This is a genomic window from Pseudomonas sp. H3_E07 (genome assembly GCF_054668895.1).
This window is the reverse complement of sequence record NZ_CP162795.1, coordinates 2,118,034-2,139,698: the sequence shown is the minus strand read 5'-3', so window position 1 is coordinate 2,139,698 and position 21,665 is coordinate 2,118,034. Positions and strand designations below refer to the sequence as shown.

17 protein-coding genes are annotated in these 21,665 nt (G+C 61.1%); 2 read left to right on the top strand and 15 right to left on the bottom strand.

Features of this window, described 5'->3' with window-relative positions:
• Positions 1 to 94 precede the first annotated feature (94 nt).
• On the bottom strand, positions 95 to 1,363 hold the full coding sequence (locus tag AB4O08_RS09785; RefSeq protein ID WP_044286563.1) for an Hsp70 family protein: 1,269 nt from the start codon (positions 1,361 to 1,363) through the stop codon (positions 95 to 97).
• 238 nt (positions 1,364 to 1,601) lie between these two features.
• Here AB4O08_RS09785 and AB4O08_RS09780 point away from each other — a divergent pair, with 238 nt between their 5' ends.
• Entirely contained in the window at positions 1,602 to 2,540 is a 939-nt protein-coding gene (locus AB4O08_RS09780) for a DnaJ C-terminal domain-containing protein (RefSeq protein WP_137205744.1), read from the top strand.
• A gap of 73 nt (positions 2,541 to 2,613) precedes the next feature.
• On the opposite strand, the gene ureC is transcribed toward AB4O08_RS09780, so the two are convergent.
• The 11 genes from ureC to urtA all read right to left on the bottom strand — a co-directional run bounded on the left by ureC (position 2,614) and on the right by urtA (position 12,668).
• Positions 2,614 to 4,314, bottom strand: coding sequence for an urease subunit alpha (gene ureC / locus AB4O08_RS09775; RefSeq protein ID WP_044286564.1), 1,701 nt, complete (start codon positions 4,312 to 4,314; stop codon positions 2,614 to 2,616).
• A gap of 113 nt (positions 4,315 to 4,427) precedes the next feature.
• Positions 4,428 to 4,733 (bottom strand): urease subunit beta, encoded by a 306-nt coding sequence (locus tag AB4O08_RS09770; protein ID WP_042570874.1) that lies wholly within the window; start codon positions 4,731 to 4,733, stop codon positions 4,428 to 4,430.
• Positions 4,730 to 5,263, bottom strand: a complete 534-nt coding sequence (locus tag AB4O08_RS09765) for a GNAT family N-acetyltransferase (RefSeq protein ID WP_042570875.1) — start codon at positions 5,261 to 5,263, stop codon at positions 4,730 to 4,732. Before AB4O08_RS09765 ends, AB4O08_RS09770 begins: the two co-directional genes overlap by 4 nt.
• 5 nt (positions 5,264 to 5,268) lie before the next feature.
• The gene (locus AB4O08_RS09760; RefSeq protein ID WP_010213536.1) at positions 5,269 to 5,781 is read right to left on the bottom strand and encodes a GNAT family N-acetyltransferase; all 513 of its coding nucleotides are present in this window, start codon (positions 5,779 to 5,781) and stop codon (positions 5,269 to 5,271) included.
• Between the two features lie 9 nt (positions 5,782 to 5,790).
• A complete protein-coding gene (locus tag AB4O08_RS09755) occupies positions 5,791 to 6,093 on the bottom strand; it encodes an urease subunit gamma (RefSeq protein WP_010213535.1) in 303 nt (100 codons plus the stop codon).
• 161 nt (positions 6,094 to 6,254) lie between these two features.
• Complete coding sequence (locus AB4O08_RS09750; protein WP_010213534.1) at positions 6,255 to 7,094, bottom strand: urease accessory protein UreD; 840 nt, start codon at positions 7,092 to 7,094, stop codon at positions 6,255 to 6,257.
• 31 nt (positions 7,095 to 7,125) lie between these two features.
• Entirely contained in the window at positions 7,126 to 7,824 is a 699-nt protein-coding gene (urtE, locus tag AB4O08_RS09745; RefSeq protein WP_010213533.1) for an urea ABC transporter ATP-binding subunit UrtE, read from the bottom strand.
• Between the two features lie 12 nt (positions 7,825 to 7,836).
• The gene (gene urtD, locus AB4O08_RS09740; protein ID WP_029529256.1) at positions 7,837 to 8,670 is read right to left on the bottom strand and encodes an urea ABC transporter ATP-binding protein UrtD; all 834 of its coding nucleotides are present in this window, start codon (positions 8,668 to 8,670) and stop codon (positions 7,837 to 7,839) included.
• Positions 8,667 to 9,734 (bottom strand): urea ABC transporter permease subunit UrtC, encoded by a 1,068-nt coding sequence (gene urtC / locus AB4O08_RS09735; protein WP_010213530.1) that lies wholly within the window; start codon positions 9,732 to 9,734, stop codon positions 8,667 to 8,669. The genes urtD and urtC overlap by 4 nt, the downstream gene beginning before the upstream one ends.
• Entirely contained in the window at positions 9,734 to 11,236 is a 1,503-nt protein-coding gene (urtB, locus tag AB4O08_RS09730) for an urea ABC transporter permease subunit UrtB (protein WP_042570876.1), read from the bottom strand. The genes urtC and urtB overlap by 1 nt, the downstream gene beginning before the upstream one ends.
• A gap of 166 nt (positions 11,237 to 11,402) precedes the next feature.
• Entirely contained in the window at positions 11,403 to 12,668 is a 1,266-nt protein-coding gene (gene urtA, locus AB4O08_RS09725; RefSeq protein WP_010213527.1) for an urea ABC transporter substrate-binding protein, read from the bottom strand.
• Positions 12,669 to 12,988: 320 nt separating this feature from the next.
• Here urtA and AB4O08_RS09720 point away from each other — a divergent pair, with 320 nt between their 5' ends.
• Positions 12,989 to 18,883: a DUF4329 domain-containing protein gene (locus tag AB4O08_RS09720; protein WP_460114838.1), complete on the top strand. Its 5,895-nt coding sequence runs from the start codon at positions 12,989 to 12,991 to the stop codon at positions 18,881 to 18,883.
• A gap of 40 nt (positions 18,884 to 18,923) precedes the next feature.
• On the opposite strand, the gene AB4O08_RS09715 is transcribed toward AB4O08_RS09720, so the two are convergent.
• The 3 genes from AB4O08_RS09715 to AB4O08_RS09705 are packed head-to-tail and all read right to left on the bottom strand — an operon-like array spanning position 18,924 to position 21,657.
• Positions 18,924 to 19,934, bottom strand: coding sequence for a FecCD family ABC transporter permease (locus AB4O08_RS09715; RefSeq protein ID WP_460114837.1), 1,011 nt, complete (start codon positions 19,932 to 19,934; stop codon positions 18,924 to 18,926).
• Positions 19,931 to 20,878: an ABC transporter substrate-binding protein gene (locus AB4O08_RS09710; RefSeq protein WP_010213522.1), complete on the bottom strand. Its 948-nt coding sequence runs from the start codon at positions 20,876 to 20,878 to the stop codon at positions 19,931 to 19,933. Before AB4O08_RS09710 ends, AB4O08_RS09715 begins: the two co-directional genes overlap by 4 nt.
• Positions 20,875 to 21,657: an ABC transporter ATP-binding protein gene (locus AB4O08_RS09705; RefSeq protein WP_010213521.1), complete on the bottom strand. Its 783-nt coding sequence runs from the start codon at positions 21,655 to 21,657 to the stop codon at positions 20,875 to 20,877. Before AB4O08_RS09705 ends, AB4O08_RS09710 begins: the two co-directional genes overlap by 4 nt.
• Positions 21,658 to 21,665 lie beyond the last annotated feature (8 nt).

The window sequence follows — 21,665 nt, the reverse complement described above, 5'->3', positions numbered from 1 at the left end:
CGCTCCCACCTTTGAACGCGTTCCAACGTTGGAACTCAGCCAAAGGTGGGAGCGGGCTTGCTCGCGAAGGGCGCACCGCCGTTCAAGCTAACGCTCAGCAGCCGTAGCGCTTACTGGCTTCAATCGCCAACCCGCTGCCGATACTGCCAAAGATATTCCCTTCCACATGCCGCGCGTTCGGCAACATCGCCGAGATGCTGTGGCGCAGCGCCGGGATTCCGCTGGAACCGCCAGTAAAGAACACGGTGTCCACCTGGGCCACGCTCACCGACGCATCGTTGAGCAATTGCGTGACGCTGTTGCGCACGCGTTCCAGCAAGCCATCGATGGCCGACTCGAACAGCGCCCGGCTCAGTTCCACGCTCAGGCCCGGTTCAACCCGATCCAGCAGCACATGGCGACTGTCTTCGTGGGTGAGTTGGATCTTGGTTTCTTCCACTTCCATGGCCAACCAGTGGCCGGCGCGCTGCTCGATCAACTTGAACAGACGGTCGATGCCCCCGGTGTCTTCGATGTCATAACGCATGCTGCCCAGCGCCAGCTGGGATTTCTGCGAGTACACCGAGTTGATGGTGTGCCAGGTGGCCAGGTTCATGTGATGGCTGGTGGGCATGTAGGCGCCGCTCTTCATGCGGCTGCCGTACCCGAACAGCGGCATCATGCCGTTCAACGAGAGCTGCTTGTCGAAGTCGGTCCCGCCGATATGCACGCCGCCGGTGGCGAGGATGTCGCTCTGGCGGTTGTCGTTGTGGCGACGGTCCGGGGACAGGCGTACCAGGGAAAAGTCGGAGGTACCCCCGCCGATGTCGACAATCAGTACCAATTCTTCTTTCTGGATGGTGGACTCGTAGTCGAACGCCGCCGCGATCGGCTCGTACTGGAACGAGATGTCCTTGAAACCGATCTTGCGCGCCACGTCGACCAGGGTGTTTTCGGCTTCCTGGTCGGCCATCGGGTCGTCGTCGACGAAAAACACCGGGCGGCCCAGCACCACTTCTTCGAACTCGCGGCCGGCATTGGCTTCGGCGCGGCACTTGAGCTGGCCGATAAACAGCGCCAGCAGGTCGGTGAACGGCATCGCTGTGCCGAGCACGCTGGTGTCGTGCTTGATCAGCTTGGAACCGAGCAGGCTCTTGAGCGAGCGCATCAGCCGGCCTTCGTAGTTTTCCAGGTACTCATGCAGCGCCAGGCGACCGTACACCGGGCGGCGCTCCTCGAAGTTGAAGAACACCACCGACGGCAGAGTGATCTTGTCGTCCTCCAGCGCGATGAGCGTCTCCTCGCCGGGGCGGATCCAGCCGACGGTGGAGTTGGACGTGCCAAAGTCGATACCGCAGGCACGGGCTGGGGATGGGTTTTTCATGTCTATCGGGTTCCGGTTGAAAAACGGCCGCGCAGTGTATGCCAGTCGAAGGCGGATGCGTAGGCCGACTATCCGCTAAATCGCGCTTGAAAGTTGGGTATTTGCCCCAACATCTGTTGCATACGGCAAGTGCCGATAACACTTTGACGCATACCCAGGCCACAAGACTCAACAAGTGCAATGCAGCGCACGTTGTGCCCCGGACTGTGCGATCTCGATTAAGGATGGTGAACCGCCGATGGATTTCAAAGACTACTACAAGATATTGGGCGTAGAGCCGACGGCCGACGACAAGGAAATCAAGGCGGCCTATCGCAAGCTCGCGCGCAAATATCACCCCGACGTGAGCAAGGAAAAAGACGCCGAAGCCAAGTTCAAGGATGCGTCCGAAGCCTATGAAGCGCTCAAAAGCGCCGACAAGCGCGCCGAATACGACGAGCTGCGCAAATACGGCCAGCATGGCCAGCCGTTCCAGGGACCACCGGGCTGGCAGAGCCGTGGGGGCTTTGGCGGCGGCGGTGGCGGTGAGGATTTCTCGGACTTTTTCAGTTCGATCTTCGGCTCCCGTGGCGATGCCTTCGGTGGCAGCCAACGCCGCCCTGCCGGGCGTAAAGGCCAGGACGTAGAGATGCAGCTGTCGGTGTTCCTTGAGGAGACGCTGTCAACCGAGTCCAAGCAGATCAGCTTCCAGGTGCCGCAATACGACGCCTCGGGCCGGCATGTGAGCAACACCACCAAGAGCTTGAACGTGAAGATCCCCGCCGGTGTCGTCAACGGTGAGCGTATCCGCCTCAAAGGCCAGGGCGCACCAGGTGTTGGCGGTGGGGCCAACGGTGACCTGTACCTGATCGTCAAGTTTGCGCCGCATCCCAAGTTTGAAGTGGATGGCGAAAACCTGATCATCAACCTGCCGCTGGCGCCGTGGGAATTGGCGCTGGGCGCGGAAGTGGCCGTGCCGACCCTGACCGGCAAGATCAACCTCAAGGTGCCAGCCGGCAGCCAGAACGGCCAGCGCATGCGCGCCAAGGGCCATGGCTTGTTGAACAAGGCCGGGCAGCGTGGCTTCCTGTACGTGCAGCTCAAGGCCGTGATGCCACCGGCAGGCAATGACGAGGTGAAAGCCTTGTGGCAGGAGCTGGCGCAGAAAGCTGCTTTTAATCCGCGCGAGCAGTTCTAAGGCGAAAGCGAACACTGTCCTTGTGGCGAGGGAGCAAGCGCCCTCGCCACAAGTCGTTGCCTGTTGGTTCGAGTCAGAACAGGAAATACCGCTGCGCCATCGGCAACACATCCGCCGGCTCACACCACAGCAGCACCCCATCGGCCTTGACCTGGTAGGTCTGCGGGTCCACCTCGATATCCGGCAGGTAATCGTTGTGGATCAGGTCGGTTTTCTGCACGTCGCGACACCCTTTGACCACCGCGATCTGTTTCTTCAACCCCAGGGCTTCGGGCAAACCGGCATCCTGCGCAGCCTGGCTGATAAAGGTCAGGCTGGTGGCATGCAACGAGCCGCCGAAGCTGGCGAACATCGGGCGGTAGTGCACCGGCTGCGGCGTGGGGATCGAAGCGTTGGCGTCGCCCATCAGGCTTGAGGCAATCGCGCCGCCCTTGAGGATCAGGGTCGGCTTGATGCCAAAGAACGCTGGGCGCCACAGTACCAGGTCGGCCCACTTGCCCACTTCGATCGAACCGACGATATGGCTCACACCGTGGGTAATCGCCGGGTTGATGGTGTACTTGGCGATGTAGCGCTTGGCGCGGAAGTTGTCGTTGCCGGGACCATCGCCAGGCAAGGCGCCGCGCTGTTTTTTCATCTTGTCGGCGGTCTGCCAGGTACGTGTGATCACCTCACCGACCCGGCCCATGGCTTGGCTGTCGGAGCTGATCATGGAGAACGCGCCGAGGTCGTGCAGGATGTCTTCGGCGGCAATGGTCTCGCGGCGGATGCGGCTTTCTGCGAAGGCCACGTCTTCGGCAATGCTCGGGTCCAGGTGGTGGCAGACCATCAGCATGTCGAGGTGTTCGTCGATGGTGTTGCGAGTGAAGGGCCGCGTCGGGTTGGTGGAACTCGGCAGCACGTTCGGGAAGCCGCAGGCCTTGATGATGTCCGGTGCGTGACCGCCACCTGCACCTTCGGTGTGATACGTGTGGATGGTACGGCCCTTGAGCGCGGCCAGGGTGGTCTCGACGAAACCGGACTCGTTGAGGGTGTCGCTGTGGATCGCTACCTGCACATCGTATTGATCGGCAACGCTCAGGCAATTGTCGATGCTCGCCGGGGTGGTGCCCCAGTCTTCATGCAGCTTCAAACCGATGGCGCCGGCCTTCACCTGTTCGATCAGAGGCTCCGGCAAGCTGGCGTTGCCCTTGCCGGTGAAGCCGATGTTCATCGGGAACGAGTCGCTGGCCTGGAGCATGCGCGCCAGGTGCCACGGGCCGGAGGTGCAGGTGGTGGCGTTGGTGCCCGTCGCCGGGCCGGTGCCGCCGCCGATCATGGTGGTGACGCCGCTGGTCAGCGCCTCTTCAATCTGCTGCGGGCAGATGAAGTGCACGTGGCTGTCGATCCCGCCGGCGGTGAGGATCATGCCTTCGCCGGCAATCACTTCGGTGCTGGCGCCGATGGCCATGGTCACGCCAGGCTGGATGTCCGGGTTGCCGGCCTTGCCGATGGCGTGGATACGGCCGTTCTTCAGGCCCACGTCGGCTTTGACGATGCCCCAGTGGTCGATGATCAGCGCGTTGGTGATCAGCGTGTCGACCACCTCATGGGCGAGCAATTGGCTTTGGCCCTGGCCATCGCGGATGACCTTGCCGCCGCCGAATTTGACTTCTTCGCCGTAGACCGTGAAGTCTTTTTCGACTTCGACGAAAAGCTCTGTGTCGGCCAGGCGGACCTTGTCACCGACGGTGGGGCCGTACATGTCGGCATAGGCTTGGCGGCTGATTTTCATGTGTGTGCCCTGAGAAATGTGTGTTGAATGTGAATCCGCTTTCGCGAGCAAGCTCGCTCCCACATGTTGAAATGCCTACTAAATATGGGAGCGGGCTTGCTCACGAAGAGGGCCTAAAGATCACCCATGACTCGACCTGCAAACCCGAACACCCGGCGACCGCCGCTCAAATCCACCAACTCAACCTCACGGCTTTGCCCCGGCTCAAACCGCACCGCCGTGCCCGCTGGAATATTCAGGCGCATGCCACGGCTTGAGGCACGATCAAACGTCAGTGCGTCATTGGTCTCGAAAAAATGATAATGCGAGCCCACCTGGATCGGCCGATCGCCGCTGTTGGCCACGCTGAGGGTGACCGTACGGCGGCCCACGTTGAGTTCGATGTCGCCAGGCTGGATCTGATATTCGCCAGGAATCATGCAGGTTGCCCCAGGGTCTTGAAGTAGATGGCGGTCGGGCTGTAGCGCCCGTCCGGGCTTTGGCAGTAGTCGGGCAGTTCACCGACCTTGATATAGCGCAGCGACTGGTAGAAGGCTTCGGCGGGTGAGCCGGCTTCAGTGTCCAGGTACAGCAAGCCGCGCTTGTGCTGGCGGGCGGCGAGTTCCAGGGTGTTCATCAGTTGCTGGCCGAGGCCATGGCGTCGCGCGCTGCTGTGTACCAGCAGCTTTTGCACTTCGGCGCGGTTGACTCCGTTGGCTTTTTGGCACAGCGCCAATTGCACACTGGCGATCACGTGTTCGTCGCGCACCACCACCCAGAGCAACAGGCCGGCGTCTTCGATGCTGGCCTGCACGCCGCGCAAATACTCGCGGGCCTGGGCCTCGTCGAAGTCGGCCATGAAGCCGACGGAAGCGCCGTGCCTGACCGCGTCCAGCAACAACTCGATCAAGCCCAGACGATAGTGGGCAAAACTTTCCGCATTGACTCGACGCACTTGCGCGCTATTCATTGGTGTCACTCCTTGGGCGGTTCGGCGCCCGGATTCAACGCCAGTTGCATGAAGGTCAGGTCCAGCCAGCGGCCGAACTTGATACCCACTTGGGGCATCTGCCCGGTGGTGATGAATCCCTGGCGCTCATGCAGTCGGATCGAGGCCTGGTTGCCGCTCTCGATGGCGGCGACCATCACGTGTTTGCCGCAAGCGCGTGCACGCTCGATCAACGCCTCCATCAGTAACGGGCCCAGGCCCTTGCCGCGTTGGTCGCTGCGCACGTACACCGAGTGCTCGACGCTGTAGCGAAAACCTTCGAACGGCCGCCAATCGCCAAACGAGGCGTAACCAGTGACTTCACCGTTTTCTACCGATACCAGGATCGGATAGCCCAGGGCATGTCGCGCACTGAACCACGCCTGGCGGTTGCCCAGGTCCGCCGGTTGTTCGTTCCAGATCGCGGTCGTGTTCAGCACTGCGTCGTTGTAGATATCGCGGATCGCCGGCAAATCATTTTGGGTCGCGTCACGAATCATCATCAGGCCTCACGCAATCGGCTGGTGGACGGTGACCAGCTTGGTGCCGTCGGGGAAAGTGGCTTCCACCTGGATATCCGGGATCATTTCGGGGATGCCTTCCATCACTTGTTCGCGGCTGAGCAGCGTGGTGCCAAAGTGCATCAGGTCGGCCACGGTGCGGCCGTCGCGGGCACCTTCCATCAGGGCGGCGGAGATGTAGGCGATGGTTTCCGGGTAGTTGAGCTTCACGCCGCGTGCGAGGCGACGCTCGGCCACCAAGCCTGCGGTGAAGATCAGCAGTTTGTCTTTTTCCCGTGGGGTCAGGTCCATGGTTCAAGGTCCTTCATAAATTGCATGCTTAAAAACACCAGAGATCAATGTTGAATGGGTTTATGTGGGAGCCGGCTTGCTCGTGAATGCAGTGCGTCAGTCAATGCATCTGTTTCTGATCCGCCGCTTTCGCGAGCAAGCCCGCTCCCACATTTTGATCTTCATGTGCTCCAGATTCGGGGTGGAACAGCTGCGCGTTCAAGTACGGCTGGGCGTAGCAGTTTCCATAGATCAATCAACCAACCTCGCGCCAGCAGCGCTTCGCTGGCCAGGCAGCGGGCGACCAGCAAGCCTGGCAGTTGGGTCAGGTCGCCGCGCACCGCGTGGGGCAGGGCGCGGCAGGTGTCGAGTAACTCAGGGTCGATATCAGCCGTCAGCAGCAACGTGGCAAACACCGGTTGCCCGTCCAGGCCGATGGGAGAGTCGAGCAAACCGTCGGCACCCACAATGCGCTGGCGTTCATGCCAGAGCAATTGGCCGTCGCGGCGGATATCCAAGTGGGATTGAAAGTGGCCCTGGTCAAAGCGCTCGCCACTGGCGGGGCGGCCGAGGGCGACCACGTCCCAGTAGAACAGGCGTGCGTCGCCGTGCAGCTCGATGCGCGTGGTGAGTTCGGCCTGGGCGGCACTGAATACGATGGTTTCCTGGGGCAGCCATTCCAGCGTAGCGCCGGCTTCCACGGTAAGGTCCAACTGCTGAAACGCAGGACCCTTGGCGCGATACCACTTGGCGGCGCCGGGGCTGGTCAGTTGCGCCCAGGCACCTGCGCCGACATGGGCGCTGATGTCCAGGCGATCACCGCCGGCAATGCCGCCGGGCGGGTGCACAATGATGTGCTGGCACACCTCGGGGCCTTCGGCATACAGGTGCTTTTGCACGCGCAAGGGGCCGAGGTGGCGACGCATCACTGGCCGCGTGGTGTCGCCGAAACGCGCATAGCCGAGCTCCAGCTCGGCATGCCAGCTGGGGGTGAACAGCGCAGGAGTAACGGGCAGGTTCATGGCAGAGTGCTTATCGTTAGGAGGCTACAGATTAGATGGTTACCAAGCCGCGTACACCTTCGCTTTCCATATTTTCACCTCGGCCTTGCTGCACGATCTCACCACGGGACATCACCAGGTAGTGGTCGGCCAACTCGGCGGCAAAGTCGTAGAACTGCTCCACCAGCAGGATCGCCATATCACCGCGCTCCGCGAGCTTCTTGATCACCGCGCCGATCTCCTTGATCACCGACGGCTGGATGCCCTCCGTGGGCTCATCGAGGATCAGCAGGCGTGGGCGGCTGGCCAGCGCCCGACCGATCGCGAGCTGTTGCTGCTGCCCGCCGGACAGATCGCCGCCACGGCGGTGCTTCATTTGCAGCAAAACCGGGAACAGCTCGTAGATGAACGCGGGCACTTCCTTGGCTTCCGAACCGGGGAAGCGCGAGAGCCCCATCAGCAGGTTTTCTTCCACCGTCAGCCGCCCGAAAATCTCCCGGCCCTGTGGCACGTAGGCGATCCCTGCCTGCACACGTTGGTGCGGCTTGAACCCGGTGATGGCCTTGCCTTCCCAGTTCACCGCGCCTTCCTTGGAGGGCAGCAAGCCCATCAGGCATTTGAGCAGGGTGGTCTTGCCCACGCCGTTACGGCCGAGCAGGCAGGTGACCTCGCCGACCTTCACGTCAAAAGACAGCCCGCGCAGGATGTGGCTACCGCCGTAGTACTGGTGCAACTTGTCGACTTGCAGCATGTTCGGTTCTCCTTAGCGGCCGAGGTAAACCTCGATCACCCGCTCATTGTCCTGCACCTGTTCCAGTGACCCTTCGGCCAGTACGCTGCCTTGGTGCAACACGGTCACATGATCGGCAATCGAGCCGACAAACCCCATGTCGTGTTCCACCACCATCAGCGAGTGCTTGCCCGCCAGGCGCTTGAACAGTTCGGCGGTGAATTCGGTTTCCGCGTCGGTCATGCCCGCCACCGGTTCGTCCAGCAGCAACAGTTGTGGGTCCTGCATCAGCAACATACCGATTTCCAGGAACTGCTTCTGGCCGTGGGACAGCAACCCCGCTTGGCGCTGTGCCGAAGCGGTCAGGCGGATGGTGTCGAGGACTTCATCGATACGGTCTTTCTGCTCGCCACTCAAGCGTGCACGCAGGCTGGCCCACACCGACTTGTCGGTCTTCTGCGCCAGTTCCAGGTTTTCGAACACGCTGAGGGCTTCGAACACCGTGGGCTTCTGGAACTTACGGCCGATGCCGGCCTGGGCGATCTGCACTTCGCTCAGGCTGGTCAGGTCCAGGTTTTCACCAAACCAGGCGGTGCCGTGGCTGGGCCGGGTCTTGCCGGTAATCACGTCCATCAGCGTGGTCTTGCCCGCGCCGTTGGGGCCGATGATGCAACGCAGCTCACCGACGCCGATGTAAAGGTTCAGGTTGTTGAGCGCCTTGAAACCATCGAAGCTGACGCTGATGTCTTCCAGGCTCAGGATGGTGCCGTGGCGGGTGTCGAGGCCCTTGCCGGCGGCCTGGCCGAGGCCGATGGCATCGCGGCCGGCGCCTGCATCGAAAATAGGTTCAAGCATGACGTTCCTCATTTCTTCAGCAGGCCGATGACGCCCTTGGGCAGGTACAGGGTGACGATGATGAACAGCGCCCCAAGGAAGAACAGCCAGTATTCCGGAAAAGCCACGGTGAACCAGCTCTTCATGCCATTGACTACTCCGGCGCCGAGCAGCGGGCCGATCAGCGTGCCACGCCCGCCCAAGGCCACCCACACCGCGGCTTCAATCGAGTTGGTCGGCGACATTTCGCTGGGGTTGATGATGCCAACTTGCGGCACATACAACGCCCCGGCCAAACCACACAGCACCGCGCTCAACACCCACACGAACAGCTTGAAGCCACGCGGATCGTAGCCGCAGAACATCAGGCGATTTTCCGCATCACGCAAGGCGGTCAATACCCGGCCGAACTTGCTGCGTGCCAAGCGCCAGCCGATGAACAGGCTCGCGACCAGCAGCGCCACTGTGGCGACAAACAGCACCGCTCGGGTGCCTGGTTCAGTAATACCGAAGCCGAGGATGCTGCGGAAATTGGTGAAGCCGTTGTTGCCGCCAAAGCCGGTCTCGTTGCGGAAAAACAGTAGCATTCCGGCAAAGGTCAGGGCCTGGGTCATGATCGAAAAATACACGCCCTTGATCCGCGAACGGAAGGCGAAGAAACCAAACACCAGCGCCAGTAAGCCTGGTGCCAACACCACCAGGCACATGGCCCAGACGAAGTGCTGCGTTCCGACCCAGTACCAGGGCAGCTCGGTCCATGACAAGAAGGTCATGAACGCCGGCAACTCGTCACCGGACGCCTGGCGCATCAGGTACATGCCCATGGCATAACCGCCCAGGGCAAAGAACAGGCCGTGGCCGAGGGACAGCATGCCTGCATAACCCCACACCAAGTCCAACGCGAGGGCGACGATTGCATAGCAGAGGATCTTGCCCACCAGCGTCAGGGTGTAGGCCGAGATATGAAAGGCGTTGTCCGGTGGCAACAACGACAACAGCGGCAGCGCCAGCAGCACGATCAGGATCAGCGCGCCGAGGGCAATCGTCACCTTGGGGCCGGCCTTTTGCGCGGCCGTAAGCATCAATGGCTGGTTCATCAGTCGATCACCCGTCCTTTCAGTGCGAAGAGTCCTTGCGGGCGTTTCTGGATAAACAGAATGATCAGCGCGAGGATCAGAATCTTGCCGAGCACGGCGCCGATCTGCGGTTCGAGAATCTTGTTGGCGATGCCTAAACCGAACGCCGCCATCACGCTGCCGGCCAACTGGCCGACCCCGCCGAGCACCACCACCAGGAACGAGTCGATGATGTAGCTCTGGCCCAGGTCCGGGCCGACGTTGCCGATCTGGCTCAGTGCCACGCCGCCCAGCCCGGCGATACCGGAGCCCAGGCCAAAGGCGAGCATATCCACGCGTCCTGTAGGCACGCCGCAGCACGCGGCCATGTTGCGGTTCTGCGTGACGGCACGCACGTTGAGGCCCAGGCGCGTCTTGTTCAGCAGCAACCAGGTCAGCACCACCACGCACAGCGCGAAGGCAATAATCACGATGCGGTTGTACGGCAGCACAAGGTTGGGCAGCACTTGAATGCCGCCGGACAACCATTCGGGGTTGGACACCTCGACGTTCTGCGCACCGAACACCAGGCGTACCAACTGGATCAACATCAGGCTGATGCCCCAGGTGGCCAGCAGGGTTTCCAGCGGCCGGCCGTACAGGTGACGGATCACCGTGCGCTCCAACGCCATGCCGATAGCGGCGGTAACAAAAAACGCCACCGGCAGCGCGATCAGCGGGTAGAACTCGATGGCCTGTGGCATGTAGCGCTGCATGAGCAACTGCACCATATAGGTGGAGTAGGCACCGAGCATCAGCATCTCGCCGTGGGCCATGTTGATCACGCCGAGCAGGCCGAAGGTGATTGCCAGGCCCAGGGCCGCCAACAACAGAATCGAGCCCAGGGACATGCCGCTGAAGGCCTGGCCCAGGATTTCACCGACCAGCAATTTGCGTTTGACCTGGGCCAGGCTGGTTTCCGCGGCGGTGTGCACGGCGGCATCGGTTTCAACGCCGGGGGCGAGCAAGGCTTCAAGCCGCGTGCGCGCCAGCGGGTCGCCGGTGCTGCCGAGCAACCGCACAGCGGCCAGGCGCACCACTGGGTCGGTGTCCACCAGTTGCAGGTTGGCCAGGGCCAGGCTGAGGGCGGTGTGGACACCTTCGTCGGTTTCGGCGGCGACACGCTGGTCGAGGAATTTCAGTTGCGCAGGTTGTGCGCTTTTTTGCAGGGTCTGTGCGGCAGCCAGGCGCACCTTGGGGTCGGCGGCGAGCAGTTGCTGGCTGGCGTGTACGTTGTCGATCAGGCCGCGCAGACGGTTGTTCAGGCGTACGGTTTTGGTTTCACCGTTGACGATGAGTTGTCCTTGTTGCAGAGCGTCCACCAGCTCGATGCGTGCCGGGTCAGGTTGGGCGGCCCAGTCCTGGAGGAGCTTGGCTTGTTGCGTCGGATTGGCGTTGATGAAGTCTTCGGCGTCGCTGGCGTGCGCGCCTAAGGGCAGCAACAGCAGGGCGGCGAGGATGTATCGGTAGAGGGCAGTGAGCATAAAAAAATGTCCTGATCATGCGCGGACGGTGTGGGCACTGGCTCTGTGTGGAAGCTGGCTTGCCTGCGATAGCATCGCTGCGGTGTGTCAGGTACACCGAGTTGTTTGCATCGCAGGCAAGCCAGCGCCCACATTGACCGCGCCCGACATCTGGGTTCGGTGGGGCTCAGTTGCTCTTCACGGCGTAATCCGGCTTCTTGTCATTGCCAGGGATGTACGGGCTCCAAGGCTGCGCCCGGATCGGCTCCTGGGTCTGCCACACGACAGAGAACTGCCCGTCGGCCTGGATCTCGCCGATCATCACCGGCTTGTGCAGGTGGTGGTTGGTCTTGTCCATGGTCAGGGTGAAACCGGACGGTGCGGCGAAAGTCTGGCCGGCCAGCGCTTCGCGCACTTTGTCGACGTCGGTTGACTTGGCTTTTTCCGCCGCCTGCGCCCACATATGGATGCCTACATAGGTGGCTTCCATCGGGTCGTTGGTCACGGCCTTGTCCGCGCCCGGCAGGTTGTGTTTCTTGGCGTAGGCTTTCCAGTCTGCGACGAATTTTGTGTTCACCGGATTCTCCACCGACTGGAAGTAGTTCCAGGCCGCGAGGTTGCCCACCAGCGGCTTGGTGTCGATGCCGCGCAGCTCTTCTTCACCCACCGAGAACGCCACCACCGGAACGTCGGTGGCCTTCAAACCCTGGTTGGCCAGTTCTTTGTAGAACGGCACGTTGGAGTCGCCGTTCACGGTGGAGATCACCGCGGTCTTGCCGCCAGCCGAGAACTTCTTGATGTTGGCGACGATGGTCTGGTAGTCGGCATGCCCGAACGGGGTGTAGACCTCTTCGATATCTTTATCCGCCACGCCTTTGGCGTGCAGGAACGCGCGCAGGATCTTGTTGGTGGTGCGCGGGTACACATAGTCGGTGCCAAGCAGGAAGAAGCGCTTGGCGCTGCCGCCTTCTTCACTCATCAGGTATTCCACGGCGGGGATCGCCTGCTGGTTCGGCGCTGCACCGGTATAGAACACGTTTGGCGACATCTCTTCGCCTTCATATTGCACCGGGTAGAACAGCAGGCCGTTGAGTTCTTCGAATACTGGCAATACCGATTTACGCGACACCGAGGTCCAGCAGCCGAACACCACGGCGACCTTGTCTTGGGTCAGCAATTGTCGGCCTTTCTCAGCGAACAGCGGCCAGTTTGACGCGGGGTCGACCACCACTGCTTCGAGCATCTTGCCGTTCACCCCGCCCTTGGCGTTGATCTCGTCGATGGTCATCAACGCCATGTCTTTGAGCGAGGTTTCGGAGATCGCCATGGTGCCGGACAACGAGTGCAAGATGCCGACCTTGATAGTCTCGGCGGCCTGCGCGGTCCAGGTCATGCCCATGGCGGCAATCGATGCGGTGAGTGTGAAAGCCTTGATCAAGCTGCGACGCTTCATGGTGCGATCTCCGTGACCGGTATTTTTTTATGGGTGGCAGGTGAGGGACGTTGCAGAGCTGATTGCAAGGGGTGTGCCGAAGTCTCAAAGCCTTGGAGGGACGGGGATGGATAGGCGTCGGAAACGGCGCCTTGCACCAATGTGATGCTTGATTGCGGGGCGGGGCACGGCGGTGTGCTGTTGTGGTGCCTGTTTTTAGCGGTGCTTCAACAATATGTAGCACCCCTGAGGAGCGTCCCCCTTTGAAGATGATGAATCTTCAGTGTTCGGCCTTCACTGGCAGTGACTGATTCATCAAATTCTGATTAGCAGGTGCACTCATGGATGAACATTCAAACCGCGACAAGCGTGCCGCCATCCCTCCAGGTCACACCAAGCTCCCCCCACTGACGCCGGCGTTTATCAGCGCCGATGATGCCGCGCGTTATGTACATGAGCGCATCGGTACTACGCGGGATATCGAGTACGGCAGTGTGATCATGCAGCGCCTTTCGGATCAGTTGTACGTGGCGACTGAGCCGGCTCTGGGGCAGGCAAAGAATTTCGATCTCAACCTGATACTTGAGCGTGAAAGAGGCAGCACTTTCCAGTTTGTAGAGCCTCAGGGCTATAAACTCGTCGGGGCGCTGCATTCGCACCCCGATGATTTTGCCGGAACCCAACGGGCGAACCCAACGTGGTCGCCACAGCAGGTAAAGGCCTTCATGGGTTTTTTTTCTACGGACGACATCATCGTCAATTATCGCGTCGGGGTTCAGCTGCCGCTCGCTTATTTGTCGGGTCCCAACGGAGAATTGCTCAGGTACCAAACCCGTTTCTCCAACGCCGAAGACCAGCGCGTGGGCTGGCTTCGCGGAGAGGGCGGATGGACCTCTGTGTACGACGCTGAAGGCACAGAGGAGGGCGCTTACAAAGCGTTGGCTACGGTGGGTTCGATACGCTTTGTGTTATCCAACGCTGCATGGGGTGGATCGGTGGGCGATGTTCCTGGTGATTGGGAACCTTACAAGCCGTTCAAGGCGCCCCCCATGCAACTCAACTGCGGGCCAGTGTTTCCCTCCAGGGACCAAGTACTCAACCACGCTGCCACTCGTATCAAGCGCCAGCCTGAGAACAGGCTGCACGTGTTGATTCTGCAAGGTGCTGTTCAGGGGCGATACGTCACCTGTGAACCGCAACTCGCCGAACTCAGCGGCTGGCCGAGTGGGGGGCTGCTTTCGCGGCTGCCTCCTGGCTTTCATGTCGAGGGTGTCTATTTCCATGCACAGCCCTCGCCCTCGCAATATCCCCCCGTGGAATCGTGGCTGTACCAGAGCTTCATCAGCCCGCTTGAGCTGGCGACTCACATCGCGCAGTTTCGCCGCTACAGCCCACAACCCAGGGCGGGAACAACGCTGTACATGCGTATGCGCGATCAAGCGCTGCTGCGCTACCGCTTTTCTGGCTCGGCGCTGGAATCCCAGCTGTTTGCCCAGGCGCCGGGCGGTCCGGTAACCGACAACGGTCAACAGGCCGCGCTGATGGCTGGCACGCTGACCCCCCATGACTTTGTGTTGCAGGTCGCGGCGGCGGGGCAACTGTCAGTCATCGACACCAGCCGCCTCTGGGATCAGGTCGGGGAAGTGGGACCGCAATGGCGTCCCTTCAGCAAGATCCCGCAACCGACGCTGGGCCCCCCTTTTATCACGGCCGACGATGCGGCTCGATGGGCCCACGAGTGGATCAATCTTCTGGAGGCTGACAAAGAGTACGGCGGTGCGATCCTAAAAAAAGACAGTCGCTACTTTGCTACGACGCCGATAGCTGGCGAGCAACTCACCTTCGATCATCGGATCATGCTGGCTACCGATGCCGACGACAACTTCATCGCGCCCGGCGGTTACACCTGCGAGGCGCTCTACCATTCCCATCCGGCACACGTCGAACAGGTAAAACTGAGCAATCCGGGGATCAGCGATGATCATGCCTGGATGATGATCAGTTTTTTTTCGCCCGCAGACCTGAGTTTTATCATCGAACATCGAGGTTCGGTGCCCGCTCATTACCTGTGCGGCCCCGAGGGCTCGTTACTCAAGTACGTGAGCAGTGGCTCGGCGACTGAGGTCCTGCTGAGAAAGCGCATTCTTGGCGAGGCACCATTCCCGGCGTCCGAGCATCGGGAGTCATTGATCTGGATGGCTGCCGAGGCTGGCGACCTGCGGGTGGTGGTACCCAACGCTCGCTGGGGCGGCGTACGCGGGCGGGTAAAACAAGGTTGGAAAGTCAACGCGGCCGTGACGCAAGTGATAGAGGAACAGCCGTTTTTTACACCGGTATTTGAACGCGTTGAGTTGGCGATACTGGCTGCGCTTGCTCTGCCAGCCTCCGAGCAAGCATTCGGCTTTGTGCTCAAACACATCCAAAGCGACAGTTATGTCGCGACTTATCCCGAACCACCGGGCCCGTTACGATTTGCTCCAGCAGGGCTATTTCCTGAACGAGCACCGGGCAAGCTGAGGCTGCCCTCCAACTTTCGGCTGGAGGCGATCTACTGCCGCTCAACATCCGCTACAGCCGACGCTCCTGCCCATGAAAGCTGGTTGCAGCCTTTGTTCTTCTCTCCGGCACAAATAACCGACGCCATTACTCAAGCGCGGGCGACGCTTGAGCTGCAAGACAAGGCCCGTGGCCTGGCGCTCTACCTGCTGGCTGAGGACGATGCGGTGTTGCGGTTTAAATTGCCCGACGCGCAGACGGTCACCGAGCTGGTCAACGAAACCGTCCCCGGCGTTCTGGATGACAACGGTGCCCAGGCTGCGATGAGGGCCGGCACCCTGACACCCCGTCACTATGTCAGGCGGGTCTTGGCGGCAGGGGACCTGTCGGTGGTGGTTTCCGGTCAGGTCTGGCGTCGTTCCGGTCGTGTGGACAGTCGATCCCCGCTGCTTGCGCCGGTTCATCGGGCGGTGCTGAGCCCGGCGTTTCTCTCGGCCACCGACGCGGCGGTGTATGCCCACGAGAAAATCGGCGAGCGGCGCGACCGCGCTTATGGCGGTTACATCCTCAAGGGTGAGGATGGCCGCTTTATCGTCACTGAGCCGATGGAGGCCGGAACCAACCCCTTTGCGGCGGCGCTGTTTTTTCCAGCGGATGATCTAAACCCGTTGATCCCCCCCGAACCCTACATGATCCATGGGCGTTACGGTTCTCACCCGGCCTTGTCCATGGTCGAGCCGAGATGGGTCGCACAGCGAAGCTGGACGCGTGAAGAGGCCGAAATCAACCTGCAGGCTTTTACTGTCGAAGAGATCCGCGCCGTGATCCAACAGCAGCGTCCGGCGTATTTGTCGGGGAGTGAAGACTGTTTACTGGCGTACACGCCCAGCGCGTCCAGTCAGGAGGCATTGCTGCTGAACGGCACGGCGCCACAGACTGGCGGCAGCCTGGCCCAGATGCGGCTCGACAGCGGACTGATGAAGCCCGCGCAGTGGGTTGTCATCTTGGCCGAGGCGGGAGACTTGCGGATTGTTCAGGGCAACCCTTTGTGGGGACCGCGCTCGCCGGTGTACGCCGACTGGACCCCCAATTTTGCTTATGCACCAAGATTCGGCCCGCCCGACTATGCCACCTACGGGGCAGTGTTCAGCAGCGCCGATGAAGCTGCCCGCGACCTTCACGCCAGGGTTCATGGCCGCAATCTTGCGGAACAGGCCTACTTTGGTTTTATTCTCAAGCACAAGGATAAGGCCCATTACCTCGCCAGCGAGGTGGTGGGCGTCAATGAGCGCGTCAAGCTGTTCAACCTCAACAGCGTGTTTGCAGCGACAGAAGACAATAGCTACCGCTTTCCGGATGGGTTTGTGCCCTGCGGATTGTTTCGTTCGCAGCAGTGGCAACCGGTGGGGTTACCCGCTTCAAGCACCTGGTTAACCCGTTACTTTGTGATGCCCATGGTTTTGTATGGTGCGCTTGTGGACAGCAAGCACAGGGGGGCGAAATACAACAACGGGAACAACCTGCCGATCTACTTTTCAACTGAAGAGGGAGCCTTGTTGAGGTACTTGCCGCTGCCATTCAACGTGGGAAGCGGCGGCCTGGTAGACCACGCGTTCGAAGAGATCGAGGTCGCGCTGGCCTCAGGTAAAAAAACGCCGCAAGAGTTTGTCAGGGACTGGGCCAACGCGGGTGAACTCAGCGTGGTACGCACCAGCCAATGCTGGGACAAACAAGGGCGGGTGCCGCGCACGTGGTCCGGTTACGAAAACCTGAGCCGGCGACATGTGGGCCCCGCCTTTGCCAACCCGGACGATGCTGCTCGGTATGCGGCGGCCATTGTCGGAGAGGGCCGTCATCGTACCTATGGCGGTGTGCTGCTACGGCTGCCCGGTGGCAGTTTTGCGGCGACTGATCCGCTGGTGGTGCCTCCCCAGGGTTTTGCACTGAATTGGATTTACCCTGATGCGGCGATTGCGCAAGGGCTGTATCCGCCAGGAAGTACCATCGTCGCCCGTTACCGGTCGGTGGTCAGGCAAGAGACGCAGATATTGTTGCCGGTCACTCAAAAAGCGGTCTACCAGAGCATGTTGCCCACCCACGTGCTGTCGAACCTGTTGCGCCGGGAAGTTCACGTCAAGCGCGAATACCTGTTTGGTCCGGAGGGTTTGATCCTGCGTTACCAATTGAGCGGTTCCGCTGAAGAGGAGGAACTCAAACGGCAGTTGGCGCCGTTGAACCTGGCCAGGGGGGATGCCGCTGACAATGAAATTGAACGACAACTGCGCGCCGGCACCCTGCTGCCAGTCGACTTCGTGACGCAGGTGGCCAAGGCCGGCGATTTGCAGGTGGTCAAGGGCGATGCGCTGTGGGGCTTCGCACGGCCACTGAGTAGGCCGTTCGTACCGTACGTGACGCGCGCGCCGGCCCTGGAGATCAAGCAGGTTTTTGCCGATGCGCCCTGCAGCCCGATCTTTACCCAGGCCTATGACGCGGTACGGTATGCGCAGCGTTTGTCATCGCCCCAGGCGCAGGTGCAGTTCGGGTATGTGCTCAAGTCGGTAAAACGTAATGCTTACATGACCACCGTGCCGTTGATGCGCGCCGATTATTCCGATTTCAAGCAGGTGTTTGTCGAGGGGCAGTTGCCTCAGGGTTATGCCTTGAATGGCTTGTACTTGTGCGCCTCCACGGTGGCGATTGCTCCAGCGAGCGATGAAATGGCGACCTGTTTCTTCTCGCCCGCGTCTCTGGCGATGGGCGTCAATTTTGTCAGCAATATGGCCAAAAACGGTGTGCTGCCCCTTTACCTGCTGTGTGCTGACGGTGCGCTGCTCAGGTACTTATTCAGAAAAAACGGAGCGCAATCGCTGCATGCCTTGAACTCCGAGATGAAAACCATCGAACCGAAGTTGCTCGATGGGTCCTTGACCGTCGCTTACTACGTGCGGGGGCTCGCGGCCAGGGGCGAACTTTACGTGCGTGTCAGGAGCACCGTATGGGCCAGGGAGGAAGCCGTTACGGCGCAGTGGCGGCCCAAGCTCACTCCCTGGGATTTCGCTGACAACCCACACCTTCTTTCATTCTGTGGGCCGTTGTTCAGTCATGCCGACGACGCCGCGCGCTGGACCGAAAAACAGCTGGGTGGGTTCATGGGGCAGGAATACCTTGGGGCGGTATTGGTGCCGCCTAGTATTCCAGGGTTTGTGGGGCTTGATCCTGTGCTGGACCAACGCACCTTTTGGGAGAGTACGGTTTCGTCAGTGTTCTTGTTTCGCGGTATCGGGCTTGATGTCACGTCGGTACATCCGCTGTTCCTCTACACCCTCAACGCGGTCCACGCATTTTACAAAGTGGCTCCCAGGGTCGGTAACCCGATGTCGCTTGACTTGCAGTTGCTGGGGAATTTTGCCTCCAAGGATGATCTGCGTTCCTACATAACGATCGTGAAGAATAACCGTCCGGTTGCCGAGAGCCTGTACCTGTCGTGCCGAGGCGGCGCGCTGCTCAAGTACGTGCCGGGTTTTACGGCAGGCGAGACGCTTTTGCTGAGCGTCGACTCGTCACCTCTTCCCACTGTGTTGGTCAGTGGTTTGCGAGAGGCCGGCAAGCTTTCCGTTCTGGAAACCGACAGTTTTTGGACGCGCCGGGGGACACTTGGGGCCGAGTGGCAAGTCAAGGACGTGCAAGCCGCACCTGATCCGCAGGTTGTTCAGTACGGTCGAGACAAAGACGAACTCTGACCAGCAGGGTGAGGGGGGCCTTCTGTCAGCTGAAGACGTGTCAGCGCCTGCGCATCAGCCCGATAAAAAACAGCCCGCCAATCGCCGCCGTGGCCACGCCAATCGGCAAGTCCTCGGGGGCGATCAGCGTGCGCGCTGCGACATCCACCCACACCAGGAACAGGCTGCCGAGCAACACGCACACCGGCAGCAGGCGGCGATGTTCGGCACCCACCAGGCGACGGGCAATGTGCGGCACCATCAGCCCGACAAAACCGATGGAGCCGCTGATGGACACCAGCACGCCCGTCATCAAGGAGGCGACCAGGAACACCTTCAGCCGCACGTTGCGCGCATTGAGCCCCAAGGTGACAGCCGTTTGCTCGCCGGCCATCAACGCGTTCAAGGGCCGCGCCATGCCCAGCAGCAACCCCAAGCCCAACAGCACGGTGGCGGTGGGAACCGCCAGCAGTTCCCAGCGCGCCAGGCCCAGGCCGCCGAGCATCCAGAACATCACCGCCGACGCCGCACGATGGTCGCCCATGAACAGCAAGAGGTTGGCCGCCGCCATCATCACAAAGGACACCGCCACGCCACAGAGCAGCAGGCGATCACTCTCCAGCCGGCCATTGCGACTGGCCACCGCCAGCACCACGAGCATACTCAGCAGCGCGCCGATGAAGGCAGCGAGGGGCAAGGTCAGCAGGCCGATGACTTCACCCACGTGCAGCACCACGATCACCGCGCCAAGGGTGGCGCCGGAGGTCACGCCCAGCAGGTGCGGGTCGGCCAGTGGGTTGCGCGTGACCGCCTGCAACACCGCGCCGATCAGCGCCAGCCCGGCGCCGACCAGCGCCCCCAGCAGCATGCGTGGCACGCGGATCAGCCAGACGATATGTTCCTGCCCGGCCGGCCAATGCACCTCGCCGACCCCGAAGGTCTTGTACAACACGATTCGCCACACCACCTCTACCGGCACCCGCGCCGGGCCAAAGCCCAGTGAGAGGACGCAAGAGACCAGCAACACCGCCCCCAGGGCAGCGAGTAGCAAGGCGTAGCGACGCGTAATCATTCGCCGTGGAACCCCTTCGCCAGGGTCTCCACTGCGAGCACGTTATCGATGCCCGGCGTGGCCTGCACGTAGGGAATCACGATAAAGCGCTGATTCCTGATCGCGTCCACCGCTTGCAATGCCGGGTTGTTCATCAGGAACGCTTGCTTCTGTTCGGCGGTGACTTCGCTGTAGTCGACGATCACGATCACCTGCGGGTTGCGCTCCACCACGGTTTCCCAATTGACTCGGGTCCAGCTGGCATCTATGTCATCGAGAATATTGCGCCCACCGGCGGCGTCGATCAGCGCTTGCGGCATACCCAGGCGCCCGGAGGTCATGGCGCGGTCTTCACCGCTGTCATAGAGGAACACGCGAGGTTTGTCGGCGGGCAGGTGTTTTTGCACCTCGTCGACCTGCGCCTGCATCTGCGCGATCAAGGTACTGGCGCGGTCCTGCACGTCGAAGATCTTGCCCAGGTTGCGCAGGTCGTTATAAGTGTCTTCCAGGGTGGCGGCCGGGCGCTTCATCACGAAAGCGCAGGACTCGGTCAGCTCATACACGTTGATGCCCAACGGTTGCAGGGTGCTTGGCGTGAGGTCGCCGCCCACGCGCATGCCGTAGTCCCAGCCGGCGAAGAAGAAGTCCACGTTGGCGTTGAGCAGGGTTTCCACCGAAGGGTACTTGCTGGCCAGTTCCGGCAGGCCGGCGAGGATCTCGGCCATTTCCGGGGTTACCGACTTCCAGCCGGTGACGCCGCTGTAGCCGGCCATCCGCGGTTTGAGGCCCAGGGCGAGCATCATTTGGGTCATGTTGATGTCGTGGCTGACCGCGTGCTTCGGCGCTTCCTGGAAGGTCACGTCGCGGTTGCAGCTCTTGATAGTGACCGGGTAATGCGTCGCTTCGGCGAGCGCTTGTGCAGTACCGAACAGCAAGGCGAGGGGCAGCAGGGCGCGCAGGATCATGGTTGGGTTATCCAGGTAATTCGGGGGTAGCCGGACAAGGGGTGGGTGTCGATCAACGCGTCCACGTCAAACACGTCACGCAGCAACTCGGCGGTCAGCACTTTATGGGGCGTGCCGCTGGCAACGATGCACCCGTGGTCTATCACGTACAGGCGATCACAGAATGCGGCAGCCAGGTTGAGGTCGTGAATGCTCGCCAGGGTGCCGATGTTCAAGCGCTTGACCAACTTCAACAGCTCAAGCTGATAGCGCGGGTCGAGGTGGTTGGTCGGTTCGTCGAGGATCAGCAGTTGCGGCTGCTGGGCCAAGGCGCGGGCGAGGATCACACGCTGCTTTTCTCCGCCGGAAAGGGTGGCGAAGGCGTGGTCTTCGAAGCCTTGCATGCCGACCGATTCCAGTGCCTGCTGGATCAGTTGCTGGTCGTGCAACGTATCGCCATCGAGCAACCCCTTGTGGGGCGTGCGGCCCATGGCGACCACTTCATCGACACGCAGGCCGAACGCCTCGGGGAATTCCTGCAGCACCACGGCGACGCGTTGTGCACACCACTTCGCGCTTTGCTTCCACACATTCTGGTGGTCGAGCAACACGTCACCGCGCGCCGGCTTACTGAAACGGTACGCACAGCGCAACAGGCTGGTCTTGCCGCTGCCATTGGGCCCTATGAGCCCTACAAACTCCCCTGCACCAACCTGCAGGTTGGCGTCACGCAGGTGGAATTGGTGATGGCAGTGGCCTGTGGGGGACCAGTTGAGGTCGGTGAGGGTTAGCGAAGTCATCGAGTCTC

Excerpts from the sequence above, each read along its gene's own strand:
- AB4O08_RS09785 (WP_044286563.1), bottom strand. The coding sequence starts at position 1,363 with ATGAAAAACCCATCCCCAGCCCGTGCCTGCGGTATCGACTTTGGCACG.
- AB4O08_RS09780 (WP_137205744.1), top strand. The coding sequence starts at position 1,602 with ATGGATTTCAAAGACTACTACAAGATATTGGGCGTAGAGCCGACGGCC.
- ureC (WP_044286564.1), bottom strand. The coding sequence starts at position 4,314 with ATGAAAATCAGCCGCCAAGCCTATGCCGACATGTACGGCCCCACCGTC.
- AB4O08_RS09770 (WP_042570874.1), bottom strand. The coding sequence starts at position 4,733 with ATGATTCCTGGCGAATATCAGATCCAGCCTGGCGACATCGAACTCAAC.
- AB4O08_RS09765 (WP_042570875.1), bottom strand. The coding sequence starts at position 5,263 with ATGAATAGCGCGCAAGTGCGTCGAGTCAATGCGGAAAGTTTTGCCCAC.
- AB4O08_RS09760 (WP_010213536.1), bottom strand. The coding sequence starts at position 5,781 with ATGATTCGTGACGCGACCCAAAATGATTTGCCGGCGATCCGCGATATC.
- AB4O08_RS09755 (WP_010213535.1), bottom strand. The coding sequence starts at position 6,093 with ATGGACCTGACCCCACGGGAAAAAGACAAACTGCTGATCTTCACCGCA.
- AB4O08_RS09750 (WP_010213534.1), bottom strand. The coding sequence starts at position 7,094 with ATGAACCTGCCCGTTACTCCTGCGCTGTTCACCCCCAGCTGGCATGCC.
- urtE (WP_010213533.1), bottom strand. The coding sequence starts at position 7,824 with ATGCTGCAAGTCGACAAGTTGCACCAGTACTACGGCGGTAGCCACATC.
- urtD (WP_029529256.1), bottom strand. The coding sequence starts at position 8,670 with ATGAGGAACGTCATGCTTGAACCTATTTTCGATGCAGGCGCCGGCCGC.
- urtC (WP_010213530.1), bottom strand. The coding sequence starts at position 9,734 with ATGAACCAGCCATTGATGCTTACGGCCGCGCAAAAGGCCGGCCCCAAG.
- urtB (WP_042570876.1), bottom strand. The coding sequence starts at position 11,236 with ATGCTCACTGCCCTCTACCGATACATCCTCGCCGCCCTGCTGTTGCTG.
- urtA (WP_010213527.1), bottom strand. The coding sequence starts at position 12,668 with ATGAAGCGTCGCAGCTTGATCAAGGCTTTCACACTCACCGCATCGATT.
- AB4O08_RS09720 (WP_460114838.1), top strand. The coding sequence starts at position 12,989 with ATGGATGAACATTCAAACCGCGACAAGCGTGCCGCCATCCCTCCAGGT.
- AB4O08_RS09715 (WP_460114837.1), bottom strand. The coding sequence starts at position 19,934 with ATGATTACGCGTCGCTACGCCTTGCTACTCGCTGCCCTGGGGGCGGTG.
- AB4O08_RS09710 (WP_010213522.1), bottom strand. The coding sequence starts at position 20,878 with ATGATCCTGCGCGCCCTGCTGCCCCTCGCCTTGCTGTTCGGTACTGCA.
- AB4O08_RS09705 (WP_010213521.1), bottom strand. The coding sequence starts at position 21,657 with ATGACTTCGCTAACCCTCACCGACCTCAACTGGTCCCCCACAGGCCAC.